The sequence below is a fragment of the Sphaerisporangium fuscum genome (assembly GCF_018531465.1).
Classification (GTDB): Bacteria; Actinomycetota; Actinomycetes; order Streptosporangiales; family Streptosporangiaceae; genus Sphaerisporangium; species Sphaerisporangium fuscum.
Genome location: NZ_JAHDTF010000059.1, coordinates 14,124 through 32,553, shown reverse-complemented (window position 1 = coordinate 32,553; position 18,430 = coordinate 14,124). Strand labels below are relative to the sequence as shown.

At 70.6% G+C, this 18,430-nt stretch carries 23 protein-coding genes and 2 pseudogenes; 16 read left to right on the top strand and 9 right to left on the bottom strand.

What is annotated here, in order from left to right; translation table 11 throughout:
* A pseudogene (locus KIK05_RS49735) lies at positions 1-102 on the top strand (IS982 family transposase); the annotation flags it as partial.
* Between the two features lie 32 nt (positions 103-134).
* Here the strand turns inward: KIK05_RS49735 and KIK05_RS49325 are convergent.
* The 6 genes from KIK05_RS49325 to KIK05_RS44985 form a co-directional block, all read right to left on the bottom strand.
* Positions 135-524, bottom strand: a complete 390-nt coding sequence (locus KIK05_RS49325) for a ribbon-helix-helix protein, CopG family (RefSeq protein WP_214417073.1) — start codon at positions 522-524, stop codon at positions 135-137.
* A gap of 257 nt (positions 525-781) precedes the next feature.
* On the bottom strand, positions 782-1,765 hold the full coding sequence (locus KIK05_RS45005) for a ParA family protein (RefSeq protein WP_214417072.1): 984 nt from the start codon (positions 1,763-1,765) through the stop codon (positions 782-784).
* 308 nt (positions 1,766-2,073) lie between these two features.
* Positions 2,074-2,250: a hypothetical protein gene (locus KIK05_RS45000; RefSeq protein ID WP_214417071.1), complete on the bottom strand. Its 177-nt coding sequence runs from the start codon at positions 2,248-2,250 to the stop codon at positions 2,074-2,076.
* An 81-nt stretch (positions 2,251-2,331) separates the two neighbouring features.
* Positions 2,332-2,658 (bottom strand): DUF6247 family protein, encoded by a 327-nt coding sequence (locus KIK05_RS44995; RefSeq protein ID WP_214417070.1) that lies wholly within the window; start codon positions 2,656-2,658, stop codon positions 2,332-2,334.
* Between the two features lie 184 nt (positions 2,659-2,842).
* Complete coding sequence (locus KIK05_RS44990; protein ID WP_308250420.1) at positions 2,843-3,565, bottom strand: GntR family transcriptional regulator; 723 nt, start codon at positions 3,563-3,565, stop codon at positions 2,843-2,845.
* 18 nt (positions 3,566-3,583) lie between these two features.
* Positions 3,584-4,150 carry a GntR family transcriptional regulator gene (locus tag KIK05_RS44985; RefSeq protein WP_308250419.1) on the bottom strand — a complete coding sequence of 189 codons (567 nt, stop codon included), beginning with the start codon at positions 4,148-4,150 and terminating at the stop codon, positions 3,584-3,586.
* 303 nt (positions 4,151-4,453) lie between these two features.
* Between KIK05_RS44985 and KIK05_RS47830 the strand changes: the two are divergent.
* The 9 genes and pseudogenes from KIK05_RS47830 to KIK05_RS44940 all read left to right on the top strand — a co-directional run.
* Positions 4,454-4,666, top strand: a pseudogene (locus tag KIK05_RS47830) (BldC family transcriptional regulator); the annotation flags it as partial.
* A 71-nt stretch (positions 4,667-4,737) separates the two neighbouring features.
* Entirely contained in the window at positions 4,738-5,295 is a 558-nt protein-coding gene (locus KIK05_RS44975) for a hypothetical protein (protein ID WP_214417068.1), read from the top strand.
* Positions 5,292-7,028 (top strand): hypothetical protein, encoded by a 1,737-nt coding sequence (locus tag KIK05_RS44970; RefSeq protein WP_214417067.1) that lies wholly within the window; start codon positions 5,292-5,294, stop codon positions 7,026-7,028. The genes KIK05_RS44975 and KIK05_RS44970 overlap by 4 nt, the downstream gene beginning before the upstream one ends.
* Entirely contained in the window at positions 7,025-7,435 is a 411-nt protein-coding gene (locus tag KIK05_RS44965) for an SsgA family sporulation/cell division regulator (protein ID WP_214417066.1), read from the top strand. Before KIK05_RS44970 ends, KIK05_RS44965 begins: the two co-directional genes overlap by 4 nt.
* On the top strand, positions 7,432-7,692 hold the full coding sequence (locus KIK05_RS44960) for a hypothetical protein (RefSeq protein ID WP_214417065.1): 261 nt from the start codon (positions 7,432-7,434) through the stop codon (positions 7,690-7,692). The genes KIK05_RS44965 and KIK05_RS44960 overlap by 4 nt, the downstream gene beginning before the upstream one ends.
* On the top strand, positions 7,692-8,126 hold the full coding sequence (locus KIK05_RS44955) for an ATP-binding protein (RefSeq protein ID WP_250564524.1): 435 nt from the start codon (positions 7,692-7,694) through the stop codon (positions 8,124-8,126). Before KIK05_RS44960 ends, KIK05_RS44955 begins: the two co-directional genes overlap by 1 nt.
* Positions 8,127-8,308: 182 nt before the next feature.
* Positions 8,309-8,542, top strand: a complete 234-nt coding sequence (locus tag KIK05_RS44950) for a hypothetical protein (RefSeq protein ID WP_214417064.1) — start codon at positions 8,309-8,311, stop codon at positions 8,540-8,542.
* A gap of 3 nt (positions 8,543-8,545) precedes the next feature.
* On the top strand, positions 8,546-9,076 hold the full coding sequence (locus KIK05_RS44945; RefSeq protein ID WP_214417063.1) for a hypothetical protein: 531 nt from the start codon (positions 8,546-8,548) through the stop codon (positions 9,074-9,076).
* Between the two features lie 13 nt (positions 9,077-9,089).
* Positions 9,090-9,503, top strand: coding sequence for a hypothetical protein (locus KIK05_RS44940; RefSeq protein WP_214417062.1), 414 nt, complete (start codon positions 9,090-9,092; stop codon positions 9,501-9,503).
* A gap of 1,004 nt (positions 9,504-10,507) precedes the next feature.
* Here KIK05_RS44940 and KIK05_RS44935 read toward each other — a convergent pair.
* Positions 10,508-10,843, bottom strand: coding sequence for a hypothetical protein (locus KIK05_RS44935; RefSeq protein ID WP_214417061.1), 336 nt, complete (start codon positions 10,841-10,843; stop codon positions 10,508-10,510).
* 419 nt (positions 10,844-11,262) lie between these two features.
* Here KIK05_RS44935 and KIK05_RS44930 point away from each other — a divergent pair, with 419 nt between their 5' ends.
* The 6 genes from KIK05_RS44930 (at position 11,263) to KIK05_RS44905 (ending at position 16,837) form a co-directional block, all read left to right on the top strand.
* Positions 11,263-13,215, top strand: coding sequence for a P-loop NTPase family protein (locus KIK05_RS44930; protein WP_214417060.1), 1,953 nt, complete (start codon positions 11,263-11,265; stop codon positions 13,213-13,215).
* Positions 13,216-13,251: 36 nt separating this feature from the next.
* Positions 13,252-13,575 carry a hypothetical protein gene (locus KIK05_RS44925; RefSeq protein WP_214417059.1) on the top strand — a complete coding sequence of 108 codons (324 nt, stop codon included), beginning with the start codon at positions 13,252-13,254 and terminating at the stop codon, positions 13,573-13,575.
* 26 nt (positions 13,576-13,601) lie between these two features.
* The gene (locus KIK05_RS44920) at positions 13,602-13,889 is read left to right on the top strand and encodes a hypothetical protein (protein WP_214417058.1); all 288 of its coding nucleotides are present in this window, start codon (positions 13,602-13,604) and stop codon (positions 13,887-13,889) included.
* A complete protein-coding gene (locus tag KIK05_RS44915; protein ID WP_214417057.1) occupies positions 13,886-14,053 on the top strand; it encodes a hypothetical protein in 168 nt (55 codons plus the stop codon). Before KIK05_RS44920 ends, KIK05_RS44915 begins: the two co-directional genes overlap by 4 nt.
* A gap of 889 nt (positions 14,054-14,942) precedes the next feature.
* Positions 14,943-16,160 (top strand): hypothetical protein, encoded by a 1,218-nt coding sequence (locus KIK05_RS44910; RefSeq protein WP_214417056.1) that lies wholly within the window; start codon positions 14,943-14,945, stop codon positions 16,158-16,160.
* Between the two features lie 131 nt (positions 16,161-16,291).
* Positions 16,292-16,837, top strand: coding sequence for a hypothetical protein (locus tag KIK05_RS44905; RefSeq protein WP_214417055.1), 546 nt, complete (start codon positions 16,292-16,294; stop codon positions 16,835-16,837).
* A 12-nt stretch (positions 16,838-16,849) separates the two neighbouring features.
* On the opposite strand, the gene KIK05_RS44900 is transcribed toward KIK05_RS44905, so the two are convergent.
* Positions 16,850-17,308, bottom strand: a complete 459-nt coding sequence (locus KIK05_RS44900; protein ID WP_214417054.1) for a hypothetical protein — start codon at positions 17,306-17,308, stop codon at positions 16,850-16,852.
* Positions 17,305-18,339: a DUF6192 family protein gene (locus KIK05_RS44895; protein ID WP_214417053.1), complete on the bottom strand. Its 1,035-nt coding sequence runs from the start codon at positions 18,337-18,339 to the stop codon at positions 17,305-17,307. The genes KIK05_RS44900 and KIK05_RS44895 overlap by 4 nt, the downstream gene beginning before the upstream one ends.
* Positions 18,340-18,430 lie beyond the last annotated feature (91 nt).

Below are 18,430 nucleotides of genomic sequence, written 5' to 3'. Positions count from 1 at the left end.
GTCCGCGTTGCCCAGCGGATCCTGGCACTGACCGCCGCGATCTGGCACAACCGCGCCACCAGCCAGCCCATCACCCGATCACTGACCGCCTACGACCACTGACCAGACTTAGGACTTACTCGTCTAGCCCACGATTACGAAGGCCGGCCCCGCCGACGCGGGGCGAGAAGCTGGGCTTCAAGCGCGCAGGAGATCAGTTCACTGCGCGACTTGGCGCCGGTCTGTCTGCACAACCGGTCAATCACCTCAAGCTCAGCGTCGGTGGCGCGCATGGCCCACAACTGCCGCCGCCCTTCACGAGCTGCCACGACGCGAGTGGACTGCCCGCGCCGGGATGGGAACAGGCTGTCGGAGGGCCGGCCAGGGCCTGAGCGGCGAGCGGTGAGAAGCTCGGCGAGCCGATCTCGCAGGACATCGAGGGCGTCGTAGGCGATCGCGGCGTTCGTCATGCCTGTGCGTCGCCGGATCTCCTCGGCGGCGCGGACGGCAGCGGGCAGCAGATACACGCTGATCTGGTAGGTCACCTCGCTGTCGCTGGGGATAGCCTCTTCGCGACGTCGTGACGGCGCTGCCGCGGAGAGCTTCTCGGGCCTCGGCGCTGCACCATCGGGCCGCCGAGTGTCAGCGCTGGGTCCCTCAGGGGCGTTGGAGGGGCGCTCTGCCGATGGCGGTGGCGGCAGGGTGCTGCCTGGTTTCCCGGGGAGTCTCCCCGCGAGGCTGCTGGCTGGTGAGGTACCGAACACGCTCCCGAGCGCACCAGGCTCGCGCATACCCGGCTCGCTCATGCGGTCGCCCCTTCTGCCGCAGCGAGCAGGTCGAGGACCTCGGCGGCCAGGCGGCGGTAGTCCTCGGCGACGTTGCTCGCTGTGGGAGGGATGCGCCGGGCGAGGGATGCGGAGGCCTCCTCGGTGTCCTTGCTGGCGCGGAGGACTTCCCACCAGGACGGCTGGTTAGCGGCGTCGCTCTCCAGTTCGTGGGCCACCCGGCCCAGAGCTCGGGTGTCCATGGCGATGCGTTCGGAGTGGCCGATGATGGCGGTCAGGACGGGCGACGATCCGACGCCAAAGGCGGTCTCAACGTCGCTGCGTACGCTGCGGTGGATCGCAGTGGCGCCGCGGGCGGTGGCGAAGAGCACCACGCCCAGCAGCGCGAGGGACGGGTTGATCTCGCGGGCGATCGCGAAGCGTTCGGCGAGCAGCTGCATGCCGACGAGCCCGCCGCCGTCGCTCTTGGTCGGCATGAGGAGCCAGCGGGCGGCCCCGAGCGCCAGGTCGACCAGGAGCGTGTTCTCAGGAGGTGTATCGGCGAGGACCAGGTCGTAGGGACCGACAGCGGGCGCCAGTGCCCTGGCGAGGGCGAGGAACGCGCCGCGGCCCTGCTGCTGGACGCGGCCAACCATGACACCGGTGAGATCGCCAAGATGAACGCCGCCGGGGGCGACGTCGAGCCCTGGCCGGCCAGGGACGGGTACGGGTCGGATCGGCTGGCCGGTCATGATGGCGGCCAGCAGCCCAGCGCCCTGGTCGTCGATCGCGCTTCCGCGGTAGCCGAGATCATCGCTGAGGTTGGCCTGGCGGTTGAGGTCGAGCGCCAGGACCTTGTAGCCGGCGGTGGCGTAGAGGGCCGCCAGGTTCGCGGTGATGGAGGTCTTGCCGACGCCGCCCTTGTCGTTGGCGATGGCGATCACGCGTGCTAGGGCGGCTTGTCCGTCGCCCGCCTGCTCTGTCGCTTCCCCTGCAGCGGGGTGGGTGTTGGTCTCGGTCATCTGCGTTCTGGCTTTCCCTCAGGTGATCGTGCGCCTTCCGTAGTTTGGCACGGAGCGTGCCAGTGATATCGCCTCGTCAGGCGCTAGTCCGCATACCAGTTAGGGGAGCAACAACCACGCGGGCAAGGGGCACAGGGTGGTGACGAGAGAGTGAAATAGGCAACGGGTGAGCTCGCTTGCGAGCGAGGTAGCGGAATAGCGGGGTTGCTAGCTATTGGACAACTGGTGATGCCATCGCTCGTGCTATCGGTTAAGTGGAGGATGAGCTGCAGTAACGACACTGTGACGTCATGCGATCTTGTGTCGGCTCATCCGAGCCAGAGGATCTCCAAGAGCTCTACGATCTGCTGGTCTTCGAGGATCAGGTAGATGACCCCACCCACCCCGGACTCTCCGAACGGGTGAGTTCGCACTGCGGCATCGGGATTGCGGTCGGGGTTGAGCGACCTGCCCGCCCAGGGCTGGATCTCCAGCAGTGCGAACACTTCAGCGAGGGCGGGGAGGACTGGTTTGGGTAACGCGGCCACCTGATCAGCAGCATGCTCGCTTAGGCGAACTGTATACACCTACGCGTCCACGCCGAGCTCGGCCAACACCTCGCGCCACGACCGCGCCGGCGGCAGTTCACCGCGGGCTGCTTGCTGAGTCACCTGTTCGGCATCACGGGTGATCCGGTCGTAGGCACCGCTGGCCTTGAGCACGGCCAACCGCCGCCAGTAGTCCAGGCAGGTGTAGACCGGAGCCAAGTCGAGATCGTCGGCGGCCTTCGCCATCGCGGCGCGGAACTCTCGCTCGAAGGTCTCGCGGTGAACGGGGGAGAGCGCGGCGCGTACGGCCTGGGGCGTGCGCTCAGGAACAGCCGCCGTCTCGTGCTCGTGCGGTTGGGCCGTCATGCCTGTCAGCTTAGGCCTCTCGCCTGAGCTAGTCGCCCTGCGCAGCAATAACTCGTAGACACGACGCGGGCCCGGGAAGCTCTGCTCCCAGGCCCAGCTGTTGTCTTCGTCACAGGTCAAAGCAATTCAGCGGTTCCCGACGTGAATGACCGACGCCGCAGCTACCAAGATCGTAAGGATCGCTTCACTTCGACTCAGGACCAGGGATGAGTTGGCGGTACATCAGCTCGTAGAGGTGGCCGCCCTTGATGAGGATGGACACCTCGACCGGACGGGCGTCTTCGGAGTAGACGACGCGGAACTGGCGGAACACCGGAATTCCCTCAGGTAGCTCCAAGATTTCCGCCTCTTCAACAGTGGGAGGGCGGACAGACAGGCGGTCAGCGAACTCGAGCTCGGGATAGCCAAGCTCCGTCAGGACGGCGGGTGCTCCTCCTGGCACTCGACCACGGCGGGCGAGGGTGCTACCGCCTACGAGACTTAGCGGGTAGTACGACCAAGAGACCTCGACAGGCTCTTCATCTCGCAGCATCAAGCGATGCCGCAGTATGGCGTGGTCTTCGCCGAGTTCAGTGGCGACGTCTAGAGGTGCCTGGACCTCCGCAACGTTCAGCAACTTGTAGGTGACGCCCCGCTCGCTAGGGTCAAAGTACGCCGCTGTACGCACGACGAAAGGTCGTCGGTCTCGCACGAACACGCCCCTGCCGGCCTGGCCGTACACGAATCCCTCCGCTTGGAGGAGCTTGGTCGCGTTGTGTGCGGTAGCAGGTGCGGCCGCGTACGTCTCTGCGAGCTCCGCGGTCGACGGAAGCTTTGCCCCTGGCTCCAGTTCTCCTGACATGATCTTCGCCCGAAGCTCAGCGGCGATCTTCAGTTGCGGGGGCCGCTTATCCGGCTTTCGCGCCACAATAAGGTCCTTCTCGCTTCACAGGGTTGTGTCGTATCGCAGGTGACGTCCCTGCGCGGTCATCTTCATGTCGCTGACCTCGACCGGCGTACCGTCTGCCGTTCGGAGCGTCCGCAGAACCACTAGGACCCAGTCGCGTTCATTCAGCTGGAGCATCTGCCGCTCCTCGTTGGAGGGAAGTCGGGCAGAGATGTCCTCCTCCGCAGATCGGGGCTGGTATCCGAGCTCCTTCAACAGCGTGACTGCCCCGCCTCGGATCTTGCGATTCTCCGCCAGCCCTGTCCCTTGGGCGATCGAGAGAGGGTAGTAGGAGTCCGCAAGTTCTACCGGGTGGCCGTCAAGGAGCACCGTTCGGCGACGGACGATTACAGGGCTTCCCGCTGGGAGTTGAAGCCGCTCAGCTACTGCGTCGGGGGCAACGTCTTCCACTACTTCGCGAAGCACGTGAGTCCCAGTGCGGCCGTGCTGGGCCGCCTCTTCGGACCAGGCATCACCCTCCCCTTCTTGACGGGGGTAGACGTACGGCGTGGAGGTGCTCACCCACGTGTGCTCGCTCAAAACGCCTCCTAGGTAGTCCAAAACCACCGCCTCACCTCGTCACCTTACTCGGTAGGCAGTAAGGGGGTGCTGAGAGAACCTTCTACGCGAATCGTACGCTACAACCTTGATGGCTTCCATGAATGGCAGTAAGGTTCTGCTCAAGCGTCCAGAGCGCTAGGAGGCTCCAGTAAGGCGAGACCTTTAAACGCCTAGTGCCCGAATCGGCAAGAGAACCAAACGGTCGGTGGCCTGTCCATCCATCGACTGTGCCAGGGCCTGTCCACAATGCGGCCTCGGTGTGTCCAGCACCGAGGCCGCGATGAGTCGAGAGTTGAAAGGAACCGACTCATGCGCATTGTCGCTGACGCATGCCTGATCGCGGAACCGCTGCTCACTTCGAAGGAGTTGGCGGCTGTCTTCCGCGTCGATCCCAAGACCGTTGCCCGCTGGGCCCGCGAGGGGCGTATCGCGGGCATCCGTACCCCTGGCGGCCGACTGATCCGCTACCGCGAGTCCGAGGTCCGCGCCGCGCTTGAGGTCTCCGCAGCGCTGCCTGTCCAGGAAGAGGCCTCCACCACCGAGACCGCTCTCGAGCCCGACACGTTCTCGGCGTCCTCTGTGGAGGTCGGCCGATGAGCGAGATCGCGACCTCGACTCAGTCGCACGCGGTGCGGGCGCTGGGTCTGCTGACCGAGGCGACGGACGCCGGCGGCCTCCGGGCCCCGCACCCCGGGTGCTACGACGATCGCGGCGTGGCGCTGCGGGACGCGCAGGCCGGGGCCGGGCACGCGCTGCTGGCGATCTGCCAGGAGCTGGCCCAGAGCCGCGTGCAGGCCGAGCTGGAGCACATCGCCACGCTGGCCGAGGTGGCGGCGATGCGCCGGGACCTGCGCGACATCACCGCCGCGATCCGCGAGCTGTCCGGCGCCATCGGTGAGGCGACCGTGCCGGTGGCCGGGGCCCTGGTCGACGTGTCCAACGCGATCGCCGACGTCCGCACCGAGCTGGCGGAGACCGGCGACGTCGCGGCCGCCGTGCGGGAGCTGGCCGATCCGGCCCCTGAGTGCGGCTGCGCCTGGCAGGGCGGCGCCCCCGTGGAGACCTGCCCGGACCACAACCTGGAGGCATTCCGCGCGCGCCTTGAGACCCCCCTGCGCGGGCGTCGCCGCTGGTGGCGGTGGGGCCGATGAGCATCACTCCCACCCGCCGCCAGGACGAACACGAGCTGACGGGCGCGGAGTCGACGCTGTGGCCTCCCGTCCAGCCGGTCTCTCCGGTCGACGCCACCCGGAAGCTCAGCGGCAAGGCCGCCAAGCTGGCCGCCGCCGCTCGCGAGGCGGCCGAGGTGCGCGCCTACCAGGTCCACCCGGACGTGATCGCGCTGCGGATCGAGCGGATGCGCAGCTGGGTGGACCGGCTCATCTGGACCGGCATGATCCTGGGCCTGGCCTTCACCGCGGTGAACGTGCAGAACTTCGCCGCCGGCGACGACGCCCCGGCCGTCCACGCGGTCACCATCGCCGGACACGAGCTGGTGTGGTGGTCGGCCTGGCTGCTGGACCCGCTGGTGTCGTTCATCCTGATCGGCGCGCTACTCGGCGAGCAGATCATCAGCCGCCACCAGCTCATCAAGAAGCTCGGGCCGTGGGTCCGGGCGCTGAAGTGGGTGGCGCTGACGGCCACGTACGCGATGAACACCTGGACCGCCTGGGAGTCCCTGGAACCGGCGAAGATCTTGCTGCACTCGGTGCCGCCGGTGATGGTGTTCTGCGCCGCCGAGGCCGTGACCGACCTGCGGCACTGGATCACCGAAGCGGTCCGCCGGGCCTACAAGGAGGCGGCCGAGCGGGCCCGTGACCTCGCCCAGGAGGCGCAGGAGCCTATCGAGGTCGTCCGGGTCGACGCCGCGGTGTCGGGGCCGGTGCATCCGGAGTTGACGGCCGAGCGCGCCGACGCGGCCGCGTTGGTGGCGGAGGTGCGCGAGGAGTTCACCGGAGCGCTGCAGGCCCTGCAGGGCGATCTGCTGCAGGCCGTACGGGAGCTCTCCGCCGCTCAGCAGCAGCCCCCTACGGAAGGGGTCCGTACCGACGACTCCAGCCGTACGGAGCAGCCCCGTACGGAGACCGTTTCCCGTACACCGGAGACGGTCTCCCCCGTACGGGAGGAGACCCGTACGGAGGCCGCGTCCCGTACGGCGCAGAGCCGTACGGCGGCCGACAGCCGCACGGAGTATGGCCGTACGGAGCAGGGCCCCGCGAGTCGTACGGGCGCTGACCGTACGGGCGAGGAGCCCAGCGGCCCGCAGGAGGAGCCGTCGGCGCCGATGGACCGTGAGGAGTTCATCGGCATGGTGCGCCAGGAAATCCTCGCGGCCGCCGATCGCGGTGACCGATGGGAGCCGGAGTACCCGCGTCTGATGGCGCAGGCCCGTCGTAGCAGGTCATGGGCGGAAAAGGCCGTCCGGGAGGCGCGCCTGAGCGTGATCGGCCCTGACGCCTCGACCATGGCCACCGCCGAACAGGGCGACGGTTCGGAGCCGATGCGGCCCCAGGACGACGTCGTGGCCGAGCCCCAGCAGGCCGGCGACGAGTCGGATCCCGCCGCTCGTACGGGCGAGGCGGAGGAGGCAGAAGACGCGGCGCCGCCCCGTACGGCGGAGTCCGGTACGGAGCAGTCGCCGGCCGACGCGGCCCCGCGTACAGAGGATGTCGAGCTCCGTACGGACGACGAGCAGGACACGACGGGCCCCCGTACGGAGGACAGCGAGTCCCGTACGCCAGAGGCCGAGGAGCCCCGTACGGCGGCCGTACGGGCGATCGAAGTCCGTACCGGCCAGGTGCGTACGGACGACCAGACGCAGGACGTACCGGCCGAGGAGACGGCCCGTACGGAGGACACCGTCTCTGAGGACGTGGCGGCATGAACGACCGCATCAGCCATGGCGTGTTCCTGTGGAGCCCCGGATCCCGGCTGCCCCACCAGGCGACGCTCATCTACGACCCCGCCGACCCGTTCGCCGTCGCGATCAACTTCCAGAGCCCGTCGGGCAAAACCAGCGGCATCACCTGGCGGTTCGCCCGCGAGTTGCTGGTCGACGCAGTGGAACTCGACCAGGCCGGCGGCCAGGGCGACGTCCTGGTCGAGCCCAGCGCGGACGGCTCGATCAGCATCGTGCTGTACCCGCAGACCAACTGCGTGCCATTGCAGATGCGCCGCGAGAGCGCCGCGTTCTTCCTGGCGCTGACCTACGCCGCCGTGCGCGTGGGTGAGGAAGCCGAGCGAATCGACTGGGACGCCGAGCTCGCGCAGGTTCTCGGGGGTGCGGCATGACCGCCACCACCGTAACCAGCGCCGTCGCCCCGTTGAGCGACCACGACCGGCTGTTGCTGCTGCAGGTCGAGCACGCCGCCCTGGTCGCGGCTGCCCGCGCCGCCGTGGCCGCCGCCGAGCAGGGCCAGGCCGACCCGCTGGTGTTCCTCCGCGCCGAGCTCGGCCGCCACGGCCAGCTCCCGCCGGCGGGCGCCTCCCCGGTGGAGCTGCTGGCCGTCGCGGCCGCCGCCCGCCTGGCGCGGGAGGTGTCGGCGTGATGACCCAGACCCTCGCCCTGACCGGCGTGGTGGCCGCTGACCTGCGCTTTTCCGGGACGCCGATGAGCATCGGGCAGGCCCGCACCCTGGCCGCGCTCATCCTGCCCGACTGCCCGCGGCTGGCCGACGTGCTGGTGGTGGTGTCGGAGCTGGCCACCAACGCCGTGCTGCACAGCGCCAGCGGCGCGACCGGCGGCACTTACCGGCTCCGCGTTGACGTCGGCCCCGGCGCCGTCGAGGTCGCCGTCGACGACCAGGGCCCGGCGCTGGTCCCGGCCCGCCGCCCGGACGGTGAAGGCGGCCACGGTCTGCACCTGGTCGCCGAGCTCGCCGACGCCTACGAGGTGACCCTCACCGAGACCGGCCGCACCGCCTGGTGCCGCCTGGACATGCCCGCCTGGGCCTCTTCCAGCGAAGGAGAGGCCTCCCGATGATCCCCCGCTTGTGGTCACCGTCTGTGACGAACCGCCGGGCCGTTCTCACGCGTACGCGCCCGCACGCGCGCGTACGCGTATGGCGCGTTGGTTGTCAAGCCGCGGCCGGAAGTCGGCTCGCGCCCGCCTTCGCGCGGGTGTCACGGTCGGTGACCGCGAGCGCGTTGCGAAAGGAGTTTGCGATGCCGCGAAAGCCTCGCGGACACGAGCGCCGGGCCGCCTACTTCAGCCAGCAGATAGCCGCTGCGGCCGACGGCGCGCAGGCGCTGGACGCCGCGTGGAACTGGCTGACCGCCGCGCTGGCCCGGCTGGACATCCAGGACCCCGCCAAGGCCGACCGGGCTCGCCGTTCCCTGGCCGAGCAGCTGGCCGGCTTCGCCCGTGACGCCGACCCCAAGACCGCGCCGAGGAGGTGACCTATGGAGCCCCGGCTGACCAACCCGTTCGGCCAGACCCCGAACGGTCCACAAGATGCCACCGCGCCCGCCCCCGCCCCGGCTCCCTCACCGTGGCCGCAGCGGCCGCAGGCGGGCGAGTCCATGGCCCAGGTGGTGTCGCTGCACGGCGACACCACCCCGGCTGCTCCACCGGCCGTGCCCGCCCCCGCCGCCCTGCCCGCACGCGTCAAGACTCCGCTCGGGGAGGTGGCGAGCGGCTGGTACAGCGCTGCGATGGCCACCGGCCAGCGCGCCATCACCGGCAGCACCGTCTTTCGCGAGCAGCTGCCCTCGATCGCCGGGCTGTGGCGGGAGATGGCCGAGGCCGACTGGGCGCCCCGCGAGGCCGCCGTGCTGCGGCTCCTCGGCCGCGGCTACCGCATCGTGCTGGTCATCCCGGCCTCAATGGCCGCCTACACCGCGCTGTGGATCCTCCAGCGGCCGCTGCGGCTGTTTCTGGCCGCCTCGGTCACCGCGATCGCGCTGGTGTTCATCGTCATCCTCCACCCGTGAAGGGACTTCGATCATGCAAATCTGGGCTGGACTCATCCTGGCGGTCATCGCCGGGGCGCTGTTCTACATCAAGCGAGTGCACCGCGTCGTGTGCATCCTGGTCGGCGTCGCCGGCGTGGGATTCGCCGCGGTGTTCTCCGGCTGGATCATGGCCATCCCCACCGGCTCCACCACCGTGCTGTGGACCACCCGCATCTTCGGCCTGGCCGGGCTGTTCGGCGCGATCGTGTTCATCCACGACGTGCTGCCCAAGACCGGCAGCCCGCGCCGCTGGCAGACCCCGATCATCGGCCTGCTGTTCCCGGCGTTCCTGCTGATCGGCATCGGCGGAGTGGTCGGGGACGCCTTCAAGCACGGCGTGGTCGACGGCATGGGCCACGGCATCGACGCCGCCGTCACCACCGTCTTCGGCAGCAAGGGGCGCTAGACCATGGCCGCCCTGATCCTCGCGCTGCTGGTCGCCGGAGCGCTCACCGGCACGCTCGCCACCAAGCCCGCCGCCCGCGCGGCGGCGGGCGGCGCCTGGCGGCAGGGCAGCGCCCAGGCCCGCACCGAAGCCGCCCGCGGCTGGGCGGCGGCCCGCTCCGGCTACACCGCCGCCCAGACCCACCTGGCCAAGCCCATCCGCGGCGCCGACGGCAAGCTGTACCCGCCGGGCCCGCGCAACTGGCAGTGGTGGTGGGGGCACGCCCTGCGCGCCGTCGCCGGGACCGCCACCGCCGCCGGCGGCGCGGTGTGGGCCACCGGGCACCTGGCCGCCGGCGCCGCCCGCATCGGCCGCGAGGCCCTCCGCGGCGGCCGCGATGGCTACCGCCGCCACCGCGACACCATCGACGTCGAGGCCATCGAGGTCCCCGACCCCGCACCCGAAGGCGGCGAGCGCCCGGCCGAGCAGGATCCGGCCGAGCAGCCTGCCGACCAGGCCAGGGGCGGCCAGGAGCCGAAGCGATGCCATGACTGCGGGTCGGGCGCGGTGCGCTACCAGGCCGAACTGGACCCGCCCGGCTACTACTGCCACCCCTGCCTGGTCCGCCGCCGCACCCCGCACACCGCGGCCGCGCACACCGGAACCGACCAGTGCCCGTGCGAGATGTGCACCGCCAACCGCACCGGTCACCACCGGCCCCGCCGCCCCGACGCCGAGACGACCGGCGAGCAGACCGCGACTGTTCCGGTCGACCTGCGCCGCTACGACACCCCCATCCAGGAAGCCGCCGAGCAGGCGGAGCAGACCCGCCAGTTCTACCCGCCGGCCGACTGGAACAGCGCCGATCCTCGCCCCCAGGTCCGCGCCGAGCAGCTGCGCCCCGGCGACCGGATCGGCCACCGCGACCAGCCGTATGAGGTGCTCAGCGTGGAGCCCTGGCAGGACCGGCCCGGAGTCACGGTCCGCAGCCGCAACCTGCTCACCGGCGATCTGCTGGAGACCGGCTACGCCACAGACGAGCTGGTCGCGGCCCGGCCGGTGGACACCCTGCCGCCCACCGAGATGCGCCAGGCCGAGCGAATCGAGCCCGGCGACCGTCTGCTCGGCCCCGCCGGCGACGTCGCCGAGGTCGTCGCGGTCCACCGCCCCCTGGCCCTGGACGGCGAGCTGACGATGACCGTCCGCGACCTGGACACCGGACAGAGCGAGACCTTCACCGTGCCCCACCAGCGGATGGCCGCCGTCGTCGTCGACGAACCCGCAAACCCGCAGCCGATCGTGCCGCCCCAGACCACCTCCTCCCACCCATCCGGCACCACCGAAGAAAGGAACACGCTCATGTCTCTGCAGTCCGAGGCCACCAGCCTGGCCGCGGTCAAGGCCGCTCTGTCGGGAGAGATCGCCGCAATGGACCAGCGGGTCGCCGCCCTGGACGGCCTGATGTCCTCGCTGTCCGGCAAGGGCATGGACGCCGACACCATCAACGGCCTGTCGGCCTACCAGGACGACATCACCGGCGCCCGCTCCCGGGTGTCGGGGCTGCTGGCCCACGTCGAGGCCCGGCACAACCAGGTCGCCGAAGCGATCGCCGCCGCCGGCGGATCGGCCAACGTCGCCGACGTCGACTTCTACGACGAGGCCTCGCCGCCGGGTGAGCATCCCCGCCCGCCCACACGGCGGGCGGGGCGTGCTGAACCGACGGCCCCCTCGAACCCCTGTCCTCACTTCACCGATCCGCATGCTCAAAGGAGCTCTTTCGATGGCCACCACCACCCGATCGGCGGGCCGCGCCCGCACCGCCCCCACCGCGGCCACCGCCCCCGTGACAGACGGCCACGGCGACCAGGACCAGGCCGACGCGAGGTCGCGGCCGCCGCTGCGCTCCACCCTGTGGCGCGGCCGCCGGATGATCCGCCCGGTGCTGGTGCTGGTCGCCCTGCAGCTGGCCGGATGGCTGCTCAGCGTGGTGCCGATGGCGCTGGCCTGGAGCCTCGGCGTCTCGGCGCTGGGCGGCATCATCGCCATCGCCGCCGCCCGCAGCGCCCGGGGCAGCAGCACCATCACCCGCACCACCGCCGCCGGCAGCCTATGGCTGAACCTGGCCGCCCTGTTCGGCCCGTTCGGCTGGGTCGCCGCGCTGCTGTGGGCCGGTGGGGTGGTCATGGCCATCCCCTACTGGCACCGGCACAAGAGCGCCTTCATCCCCGCCTCCGCCCGCACCACCGCCCACGCGCCCCAGGCCGACCTCGGCGACGGGCTGAGCCTGCAGCAGCGGATCTGGGCCGAGCGGGTCGCCGCCCCGCGCAAGGCGCTGCCCGGCAGCGTGCTGGGCACCCCCGAACCCGTCACCGGCGGATGGGCAGCCGACGTGCAACTGGTCTCCGGCGAACAGGAGACCGCGACCGCCGTCAACGCCCTGGGCAAGATCGCATCCGCCTACGACAAGAACACCGCCCAGGTGATGGTCGAGCCGCCCAAGAACGGCGTGAACTCCCAGGCCCGCATCACCGTGATCGAACGCTCCGACCACCTGACCCGCACCCGCTACCTCGAACACGAGGGCACCCCCATCGACCTTTCCACCGGGATCGCCCGGGTCGGGTTCTTCGCCGATTCGGCCCCCGCGCACTGGCAGTACTGGTCCACCACCGGCGGCGCCCAGCACGGCCTGATCGCCGGCGGCACCGGCTGCGGCAAGTCCGGGTTCATCGGCACCCTGCTGTCCCAGGGCCACATCTGCCCGGCCGTGGTCAACGTGCTGCTGGACCCGCAAGGAGGCCAGTCCCAGCCCGACTGGAACGACCACGTTCCGCTGTCGGCGATGGGCGTGGAGGACTGCATGACGCTCCTGCGGAAGATCGACTACGCGATGGAACGCCGCGCCGAGTACCTCGGCCGCGTCGCCTGGGTCGACGAACGCGGCCGCGAACGCCGCGGCAAGCCCTTCCTGCTGCCCACCGGCAACCCCGGCGACATGGTCCTGCTCGCGATGCTGGTGGAAGAGGCGCCGCTGCTGCTCAAAGACCCCACCTACGGCGGCAGCAACGGCGAGGCCGTCGCGCTGCTGGCCAAGGGCGGCCGCACCTGGCGCAAGGCCGGCGCCTCGGAAAACCTGGTCACCCAGTTCCCCGGCCTGGAAGACCTGGTCGCTCAGCCGCTGCGCTCCATGCTCATCGCCGGCGGCACCGTGGTGTCCTTCCGCACCGGCGACTCGGTCTCCCAGGGCATGCTCGGCATGCTGAACGACCCCTCCAAGCTGCCGCAGTACTTCGACAACGGCCAAAAGACCCACGGCCTGGGCTACATCGTCGGCATCGACCGCCGCCAGGCCACCTTCCGCTCGGTCATCCCCGAAGACCCCTACGGCATCGCCTCCCGCCCCCCGGCCGGGCGGCTGGACGAGGTCACCGCCGCCTTCTTCGACGACTTCGACAACACGCTGCGCAAGGCCAAGCGCACCAAGACCGTCCCCGCTCCGCAGCCCGCCCACCAGGACGCCCCACGGGCGACCTCCGGAGACGTCGCCGCCGCCGTCGAGCAGACCCTGGCCACCAGCGCCCGGCCGCTGGATGTGGCCGCCATCCTGCACGCCGCCCAGCGCACCGCCACCGGCGCCACCCTCGGCGACGTCAAGGCCAGCCTCAAGACCCTGGAAGGCGAGGGCCGTATCCGCCGCCAGGGCGACCTGTGGGCCCCCGCCACCACCTCCTGACCACTACCACCCGGCACCACCAGAAAGACCCTGCTCATGACACTGGACAACCCGCAGATCCGCACCGCCGCCTACGACATCGCCCTGCGCATCACCCCACGCGCCTGGGACGTCACCGAGGTCAAACAGCGCGCCGAACGCATCGTCCGCTTCCTGGCCGAAGCCCGCACCGACGAGGACTTCCAACTGCGCTACACCGCCCTGGACCTGCAGACCACCGCCATGGGCTGCCACCCGCGCACCCTCACCGGCACCGAACGCACCCCCGCCCGCCCCACCCGCCGCGACGTCGCCGACATCGGCGACGCCGACACCCTCATCGACGCCGCCCGCAAGATCCTCACCTGGCTCACCCGCTGACCACGCTTCCAGAAAGGGGCACCCCGATGACCACCTCGCCGCGCACCCTGGTCGCCTTCGACCCCGACGCCGTACGCACCATCTACACCCCCGACGCCGCCGACCCCGAACTCGAGGGACTGGGCGCGCTGGCCTGGGCGCTGCGCCAGCTCGGCCGCACCTGCCCGGACCCCTGGGTGGTCGACGCCACCGACCGGCTCACCGCCGCCCTGGCCGACCTGCGGTCCCACCTGACCACCGTCGTCACCGAGGCCTACCAGGGCGCGGTGGCCGCCGAGCAGTGGATCGCCTCGCTCGAACGGATGGCGTCATGATCGGCCGGACCTACCTCGAGCGCGGCGAGCCCGTCGTGGTCCTCATCCGCTGGGGACCGGGCGGTGGCCCGCGCAACGTACTGATCCGTCGCTCGGACGGCTCGCTCGTCGTCCGCCCCTTTCGCGACCTGCGCCGCCCTCGGCCCACCGGCGGCCAGCGATGACCGTCATGCTCCTCGACATCGAGCTGTCCGCCGCGGGTGACACCCTGGCGGCCGCCCTACCGGCACTCTCAGCACCGGCCAGACCCACACCGCACCGCCCGGTCGACGTCGACCGGGCGGTGCGGCAGGAGCCAGACCCGCATGTACATCGTCGGCCCGCGCTGCAGCGCCCACAGCCCGGCTGCGCTCGCCGGCGAGGCCGAGCCGGGCGCCGGGGCGTACTGCCCTCCGGCGCGGTGCTGGTGTGGCCACTGCCCGGCGGCCGCCGTGGAGTCACAAGACGATCACGGATCTTTGATTCCGGCTGATGAGGTCGCTCACGGTGGTCCAGCCTGCGCCGCCAAGGAGACGACGGCGCAGTGAGACACGTACACCAGCGGGTGGGCACGGGCCGATGCTCGTGTCCACCCGTTCGCGTGCCCGCACACGGCCGCGACAGCGCGCTCGCATCGCCCGGTCTGTCCATCGGAGGGTGTGGATGTGCCTACGCCTGGCGACACGCCAGTGTGTTCGAGGCCGTCAACAGCCACGCGGAGATCAGGACTCTGGCAAGCTGTGGGGCTGACTCAGTTCTAAACCCCACCAGGAGTCGCCTCAGGCAAAAAGAAAACGCCCCGCAGAGCGAGGCGCCTCTTTCAACTTCATACCGAGTAGCTGTCTTCACGTCTTCGACGTTCTGCTCCGATGCTTGGCCGGCGGGTGAGCGGAACGGCGTTGGCGTGCTGCTGCCTTTTCACGTCAGGAGAAGACGATAGCAGTTCCCCTGGCGGCAATCTCGTCATGCCCGAATGACACGCCGAGGCGTGCCGCCCTCAGACCCGCACCTGCCGCCCGTACGGCCGGGTTGCCCGCCCTGCTCTCCTCGCGCCGGCTGGCCATCTTCCGCGCGTTGCCCGAGGGTGCCCGGCGTGCCGCCTCCCAGGGCGTGTGGATCCACACCGTGCAGTCCCACCCCGATGTCGCGGTGCTGCGCGCTGACGCGTACCGCAACCTGATGATGGTGGCGTGGGTGCTGGCCCGGCACGCCGACTGGACGACGCTGACGACCAGGCCGACGTGGGCGGTGCTGATGGAGCGCACCGGCCTTGGCCGCTCGACGGTGGCGGCGTGGCTGGCGTGGCTGCGCCGGGCCGGGCTGCTGGGCACCGTCACCGGGGGCAGCATCCTGCGCTACCGGCGTGGCACAGCGTGCGGGCTGCTGGACGACGGGCGCGGCAACGAGGCCGCCGAGTACGTCCTGGCCGTCCCCCACCACACCGCCCGCGCCGCTGTGACTCGTGTGACTGCCGAGGCCAGCGGGGCTGTTGAGGAAACTTGGACCCCCTCTTGTCCCCCCTCAGGGGACAAGAGTTCCGCCCTTCGCGGGCGCGCGCGCGTAGGGGCCGAGACCCGCGACACCGCCCCGGGTTGGCCGCTCACCGCAACGCCGGCGACTCGGCGCGACATGCTGGAGGCCTGCGCGGCTGCACGGCGGGGAGACCTGACGCTCAGGCGGGTGTCCGACCGGCACCTCCGTAGCCTGCTCAGGCCCGTATTCGCCTGCGGAGGGACTCTCGGCGACACCATCCACATGATCAACAATCTGCCGGACGGGCGGCCGTGGGCCCTCGCCGGAACCCCCAGCTACCTGCCCGGATGGGTCCGCTACCGGCTCGCCGCCTGGCTGGACGAGCACGGCCGGCTGCGGCCCGGCGTGCAGCTGCCCAGCCGGGCCCGCGCCGCGGCCGCCGAGCAGGTGCGCGCCGAGCAGGCCGCCCGCCGCGCCGAGCTCTCCGAGCGCCTGGAACGCCCGGCCGACGCGGCCGGTCACGCCGCCCGGGCCCGAGCGCTGCTGGCCGAGCGCGGCATCGGCCTGGGCCACGCTCCCAAGCGGCAGCGTCCCGCCTCGCCTCGCCCGGTTTCCACCCCGGCGCCGAGCGCGACCGCGCCGGAGCGGGCGGTGCAGGCCTTCACCGAGCCCGAGGACGTCTTCCGCCGGGAGGTCCTGCAGCGGCACGGCCTGCCCCGGCCGGCCCGATGGACCGAGCCGCAGGACGCCTTCCAGCGTGAGCTCACCGAACGGGGCATCGACCCCAGCGCGCCGCTTCCCGACCACCCCGCCGGATAGATGCGGGCGTTGTCCTGCGCCTTGTGCTCGTTGTGTACACATGGCTCATGGTCTTCGAACGCGTCAAGTGTGGTGCGCGGCGCGTGAGTGTCACCGATGTCCGCGCCCGCCCGGCCGGGACAATCGCTGGCATGCCGAGTCCAAAGGATGTCCAGCAGGCCCGTGCCCGGCGGCTGGAGGAGGCCATGGCGGCCAAGGCTCTGAAGGCCGAGCGACGGGAGCAGAACGAGCGCAACCGGCAGGCCAAGCTCGCCGCCATCGCCGAGCGGGAACGCCGGGCGGCGCTGCCGCTCGGCGAGCGTCTGGCCGAGGCCGCCGCGAAGGTCGACGCCAAGTGGATCGCGCCCGCGCCTGTGGTGTCGGCCGAAGAGGTGCGCGCCGCCCAGCGGGCCGCGATCACGCGCGTCGAGGTCGTGGAGGTCATCCGGGAGATCACCGTCCAGGTGCCCGCCCCGCCGCTCCCGGCCGGCAGCTACACCGAGTGCGAGGTGTGCGTGGGCCGGGGCCTGGTCGACCGCTACGGCCAGGTGCCGGCGGCCGCCGAGCAGCTGCGCCTGATCGACGGGGCCGGGCAGCAGGTGACCGTGATCGACACCTGCCCTACGCACGTGCCCTACGTGCAGGCCACCGCCCGTCGCCGCGGGTTTCGCGCACTGCCCGCCGAGGACCCCTCGTGATCGGAGGCGGGATCAGACGCCGGCTGGCGTGGCCGGCGGGTGCTTCAGCTCCTCCAGCCCGATGCCCACTTCCCGTACGGCGGTGCTGAAGTGCTCGTGCAGCCTGCGAACGATCGGGTCGTCGGGACGCTGCTGAAGATGCGGGTCTATCGTGCTCTTCAGCACCCGGTCCAGCATGTTGTAGACGCGTTTGCCCTGGCCGAGTTCGTACTCCGTCCACTCCTGCGGGTCGTCGGGGAAACCGGCGCCGTTCTTGCGGCTTGAGGTGAAGGGCCGCCCCTCACGACTGGCCCCGACTTCCTTGACCCAGAGGGTGCCGGTGGCCACCTGGCTGGGGCTGTAGTCGGGCTCCATCCGCTCCAGCAGCGCCGCCCTGGTCAACCTGTCCGGGGCGACCTCCAGCAGGTGACGCAGCACTTCTTCGCCTGATTCGGCGCGTGTCCTGCGTGGTCGTCGTTGTGGTGTCGTCATGGCTCCCCCTCCTCGTCGAAAAACTTCACCAGCTCTTCGTCCATGGTCCCGGTGTCGATCACGCTGCGGCAGAAGTCGACGGCTGCCTGCGCCTGGTCCAGGACGTGGTGCATGACGTCACGTTCTTGCCTGGTCAGTGGGTTGGTCTGAATCTGCGGCATGAGCCGTTTGATGCCGGTGACGAAGGCATGGCCGGTGCTGAGCAGCTCCAGGAAATGAATCGAGTGCTCGACGTGCTTGATCGCGGGTGTACGTTCCCGGGCGGCGTCCTGTACTTGCTGGTCGTGGTCGCGTTGTGCTCGGTACAGCTGACGTCGGGTGTTCGGGTCCGCCATGACGCGGCTGGCAACTTCCGGCCGGCTCAGGAACTCCGCAGCCACGGTGGACGCCACAGCGTCATCGGAGGCCAGTACGCGGATCTGCTGGACCGCCTCGGCGCCGGACAGTGGGTCAGGAGATGCGGTGCCGGACTGCGCGTCACGGGATGCAGCGCTGGAGTGTGGGTCAGGGGATGCGGCGCTGGACTGTGCCTCAGGGGGCGCGGCGCTGGAGTCAGGGGATGCGGTGCCGGATTGTGCCTCAGGGGACGCGGTCCTGGACTGCGCGTCAGCGGACGCGCAGTTACTGCCGCGGCCTACGGCCTTGGCCGCGGCATCTACGGTCCAGTGGCGGCGGCCGCGCCGGTCCACTGGCGCTTCGCGGATCAGCGTGAACCGGTCAGGATGAGACGCCATCACCCGGTGGACGCTGTAGCTGGCATCGTCACACCGCTGGTCCGCCGGCCACGCGTCGGCGACCCAGCGCCATCCCCTCACCGTGTCGAACACTTCGCCGATCTCGTCGGCGAACGTGCGCAGCGAGGCATAGATCCCGTCGTCTTGCCCCATGCGGGTGCGGCGCATCGGTTCGATCTCCAGCGCCATATCCCCGATGGCGAACTGGTGATTGGTCATCGTCTGCACCAGGTCCTGCGCATGGTCGACAAGATTGTCGAATCGGCGCTGGGTGACATTTCCGACCTTGCTGGCCATGGTGTGTCCCTCCGCAGTGACGTCTGCCGTCTGCGTGGGTCCGGCCCGGATCGCCGGTCAAGCACCCCCAGGGGGTCTGGCCTCCAAGGGT

What these genes read in the sequence shown, in the direction of transcription:
- KIK05_RS45005 (WP_214417072.1), bottom strand. Translation starts at nt 1,765, where the DNA reads ATGACCGAGACCAACACCCACCCCGCTGCAGGGGAAGCGACAGAGCAG.
- KIK05_RS44995 (WP_214417070.1), bottom strand. Translation starts at nt 2,658, where the DNA reads ATGACGGCCCAACCGCACGAGCACGAGACGGCGGCTGTTCCTGAGCGC.
- KIK05_RS44975 (WP_214417068.1), top strand. Translation starts at nt 4,738, where the DNA reads ATGAGCGAGATCGCGACCTCGACTCAGTCGCACGCGGTGCGGGCGCTG.
- KIK05_RS44970 (WP_214417067.1), top strand. Translation starts at nt 5,292, where the DNA reads ATGAGCATCACTCCCACCCGCCGCCAGGACGAACACGAGCTGACGGGC.
- KIK05_RS44965 (WP_214417066.1), top strand. Translation starts at nt 7,025, where the DNA reads ATGAACGACCGCATCAGCCATGGCGTGTTCCTGTGGAGCCCCGGATCC.
- KIK05_RS44960 (WP_214417065.1), top strand. Translation starts at nt 7,432, where the DNA reads ATGACCGCCACCACCGTAACCAGCGCCGTCGCCCCGTTGAGCGACCAC.
- KIK05_RS44955 (WP_250564524.1), top strand. Translation starts at nt 7,692, where the DNA reads ATGACCCAGACCCTCGCCCTGACCGGCGTGGTGGCCGCTGACCTGCGC.
- KIK05_RS44950 (WP_214417064.1), top strand. Translation starts at nt 8,309, where the DNA reads ATGCCGCGAAAGCCTCGCGGACACGAGCGCCGGGCCGCCTACTTCAGC.
- KIK05_RS44945 (WP_214417063.1), top strand. Translation starts at nt 8,546, where the DNA reads ATGGAGCCCCGGCTGACCAACCCGTTCGGCCAGACCCCGAACGGTCCA.
- KIK05_RS44940 (WP_214417062.1), top strand. Translation starts at nt 9,090, where the DNA reads ATGCAAATCTGGGCTGGACTCATCCTGGCGGTCATCGCCGGGGCGCTG.
- KIK05_RS44935 (WP_214417061.1), bottom strand. Translation starts at nt 10,843, where the DNA reads ATGAGCGTGTTCCTTTCTTCGGTGGTGCCGGATGGGTGGGAGGAGGTG.
- KIK05_RS44930 (WP_214417060.1), top strand. Translation starts at nt 11,263, where the DNA reads ATGGCCACCACCACCCGATCGGCGGGCCGCGCCCGCACCGCCCCCACC.
- KIK05_RS44925 (WP_214417059.1), top strand. Translation starts at nt 13,252, where the DNA reads ATGACACTGGACAACCCGCAGATCCGCACCGCCGCCTACGACATCGCC.
- KIK05_RS44920 (WP_214417058.1), top strand. Translation starts at nt 13,602, where the DNA reads ATGACCACCTCGCCGCGCACCCTGGTCGCCTTCGACCCCGACGCCGTA.
- KIK05_RS44915 (WP_214417057.1), top strand. Translation starts at nt 13,886, where the DNA reads ATGATCGGCCGGACCTACCTCGAGCGCGGCGAGCCCGTCGTGGTCCTC.
- KIK05_RS44905 (WP_214417055.1), top strand. Translation starts at nt 16,292, where the DNA reads ATGCCGAGTCCAAAGGATGTCCAGCAGGCCCGTGCCCGGCGGCTGGAG.
- KIK05_RS44900 (WP_214417054.1), bottom strand. Translation starts at nt 17,308, where the DNA reads ATGACGACACCACAACGACGACCACGCAGGACACGCGCCGAATCAGGC.
- KIK05_RS44895 (WP_214417053.1), bottom strand. Translation starts at nt 18,339, where the DNA reads ATGGCCAGCAAGGTCGGAAATGTCACCCAGCGCCGATTCGACAATCTT.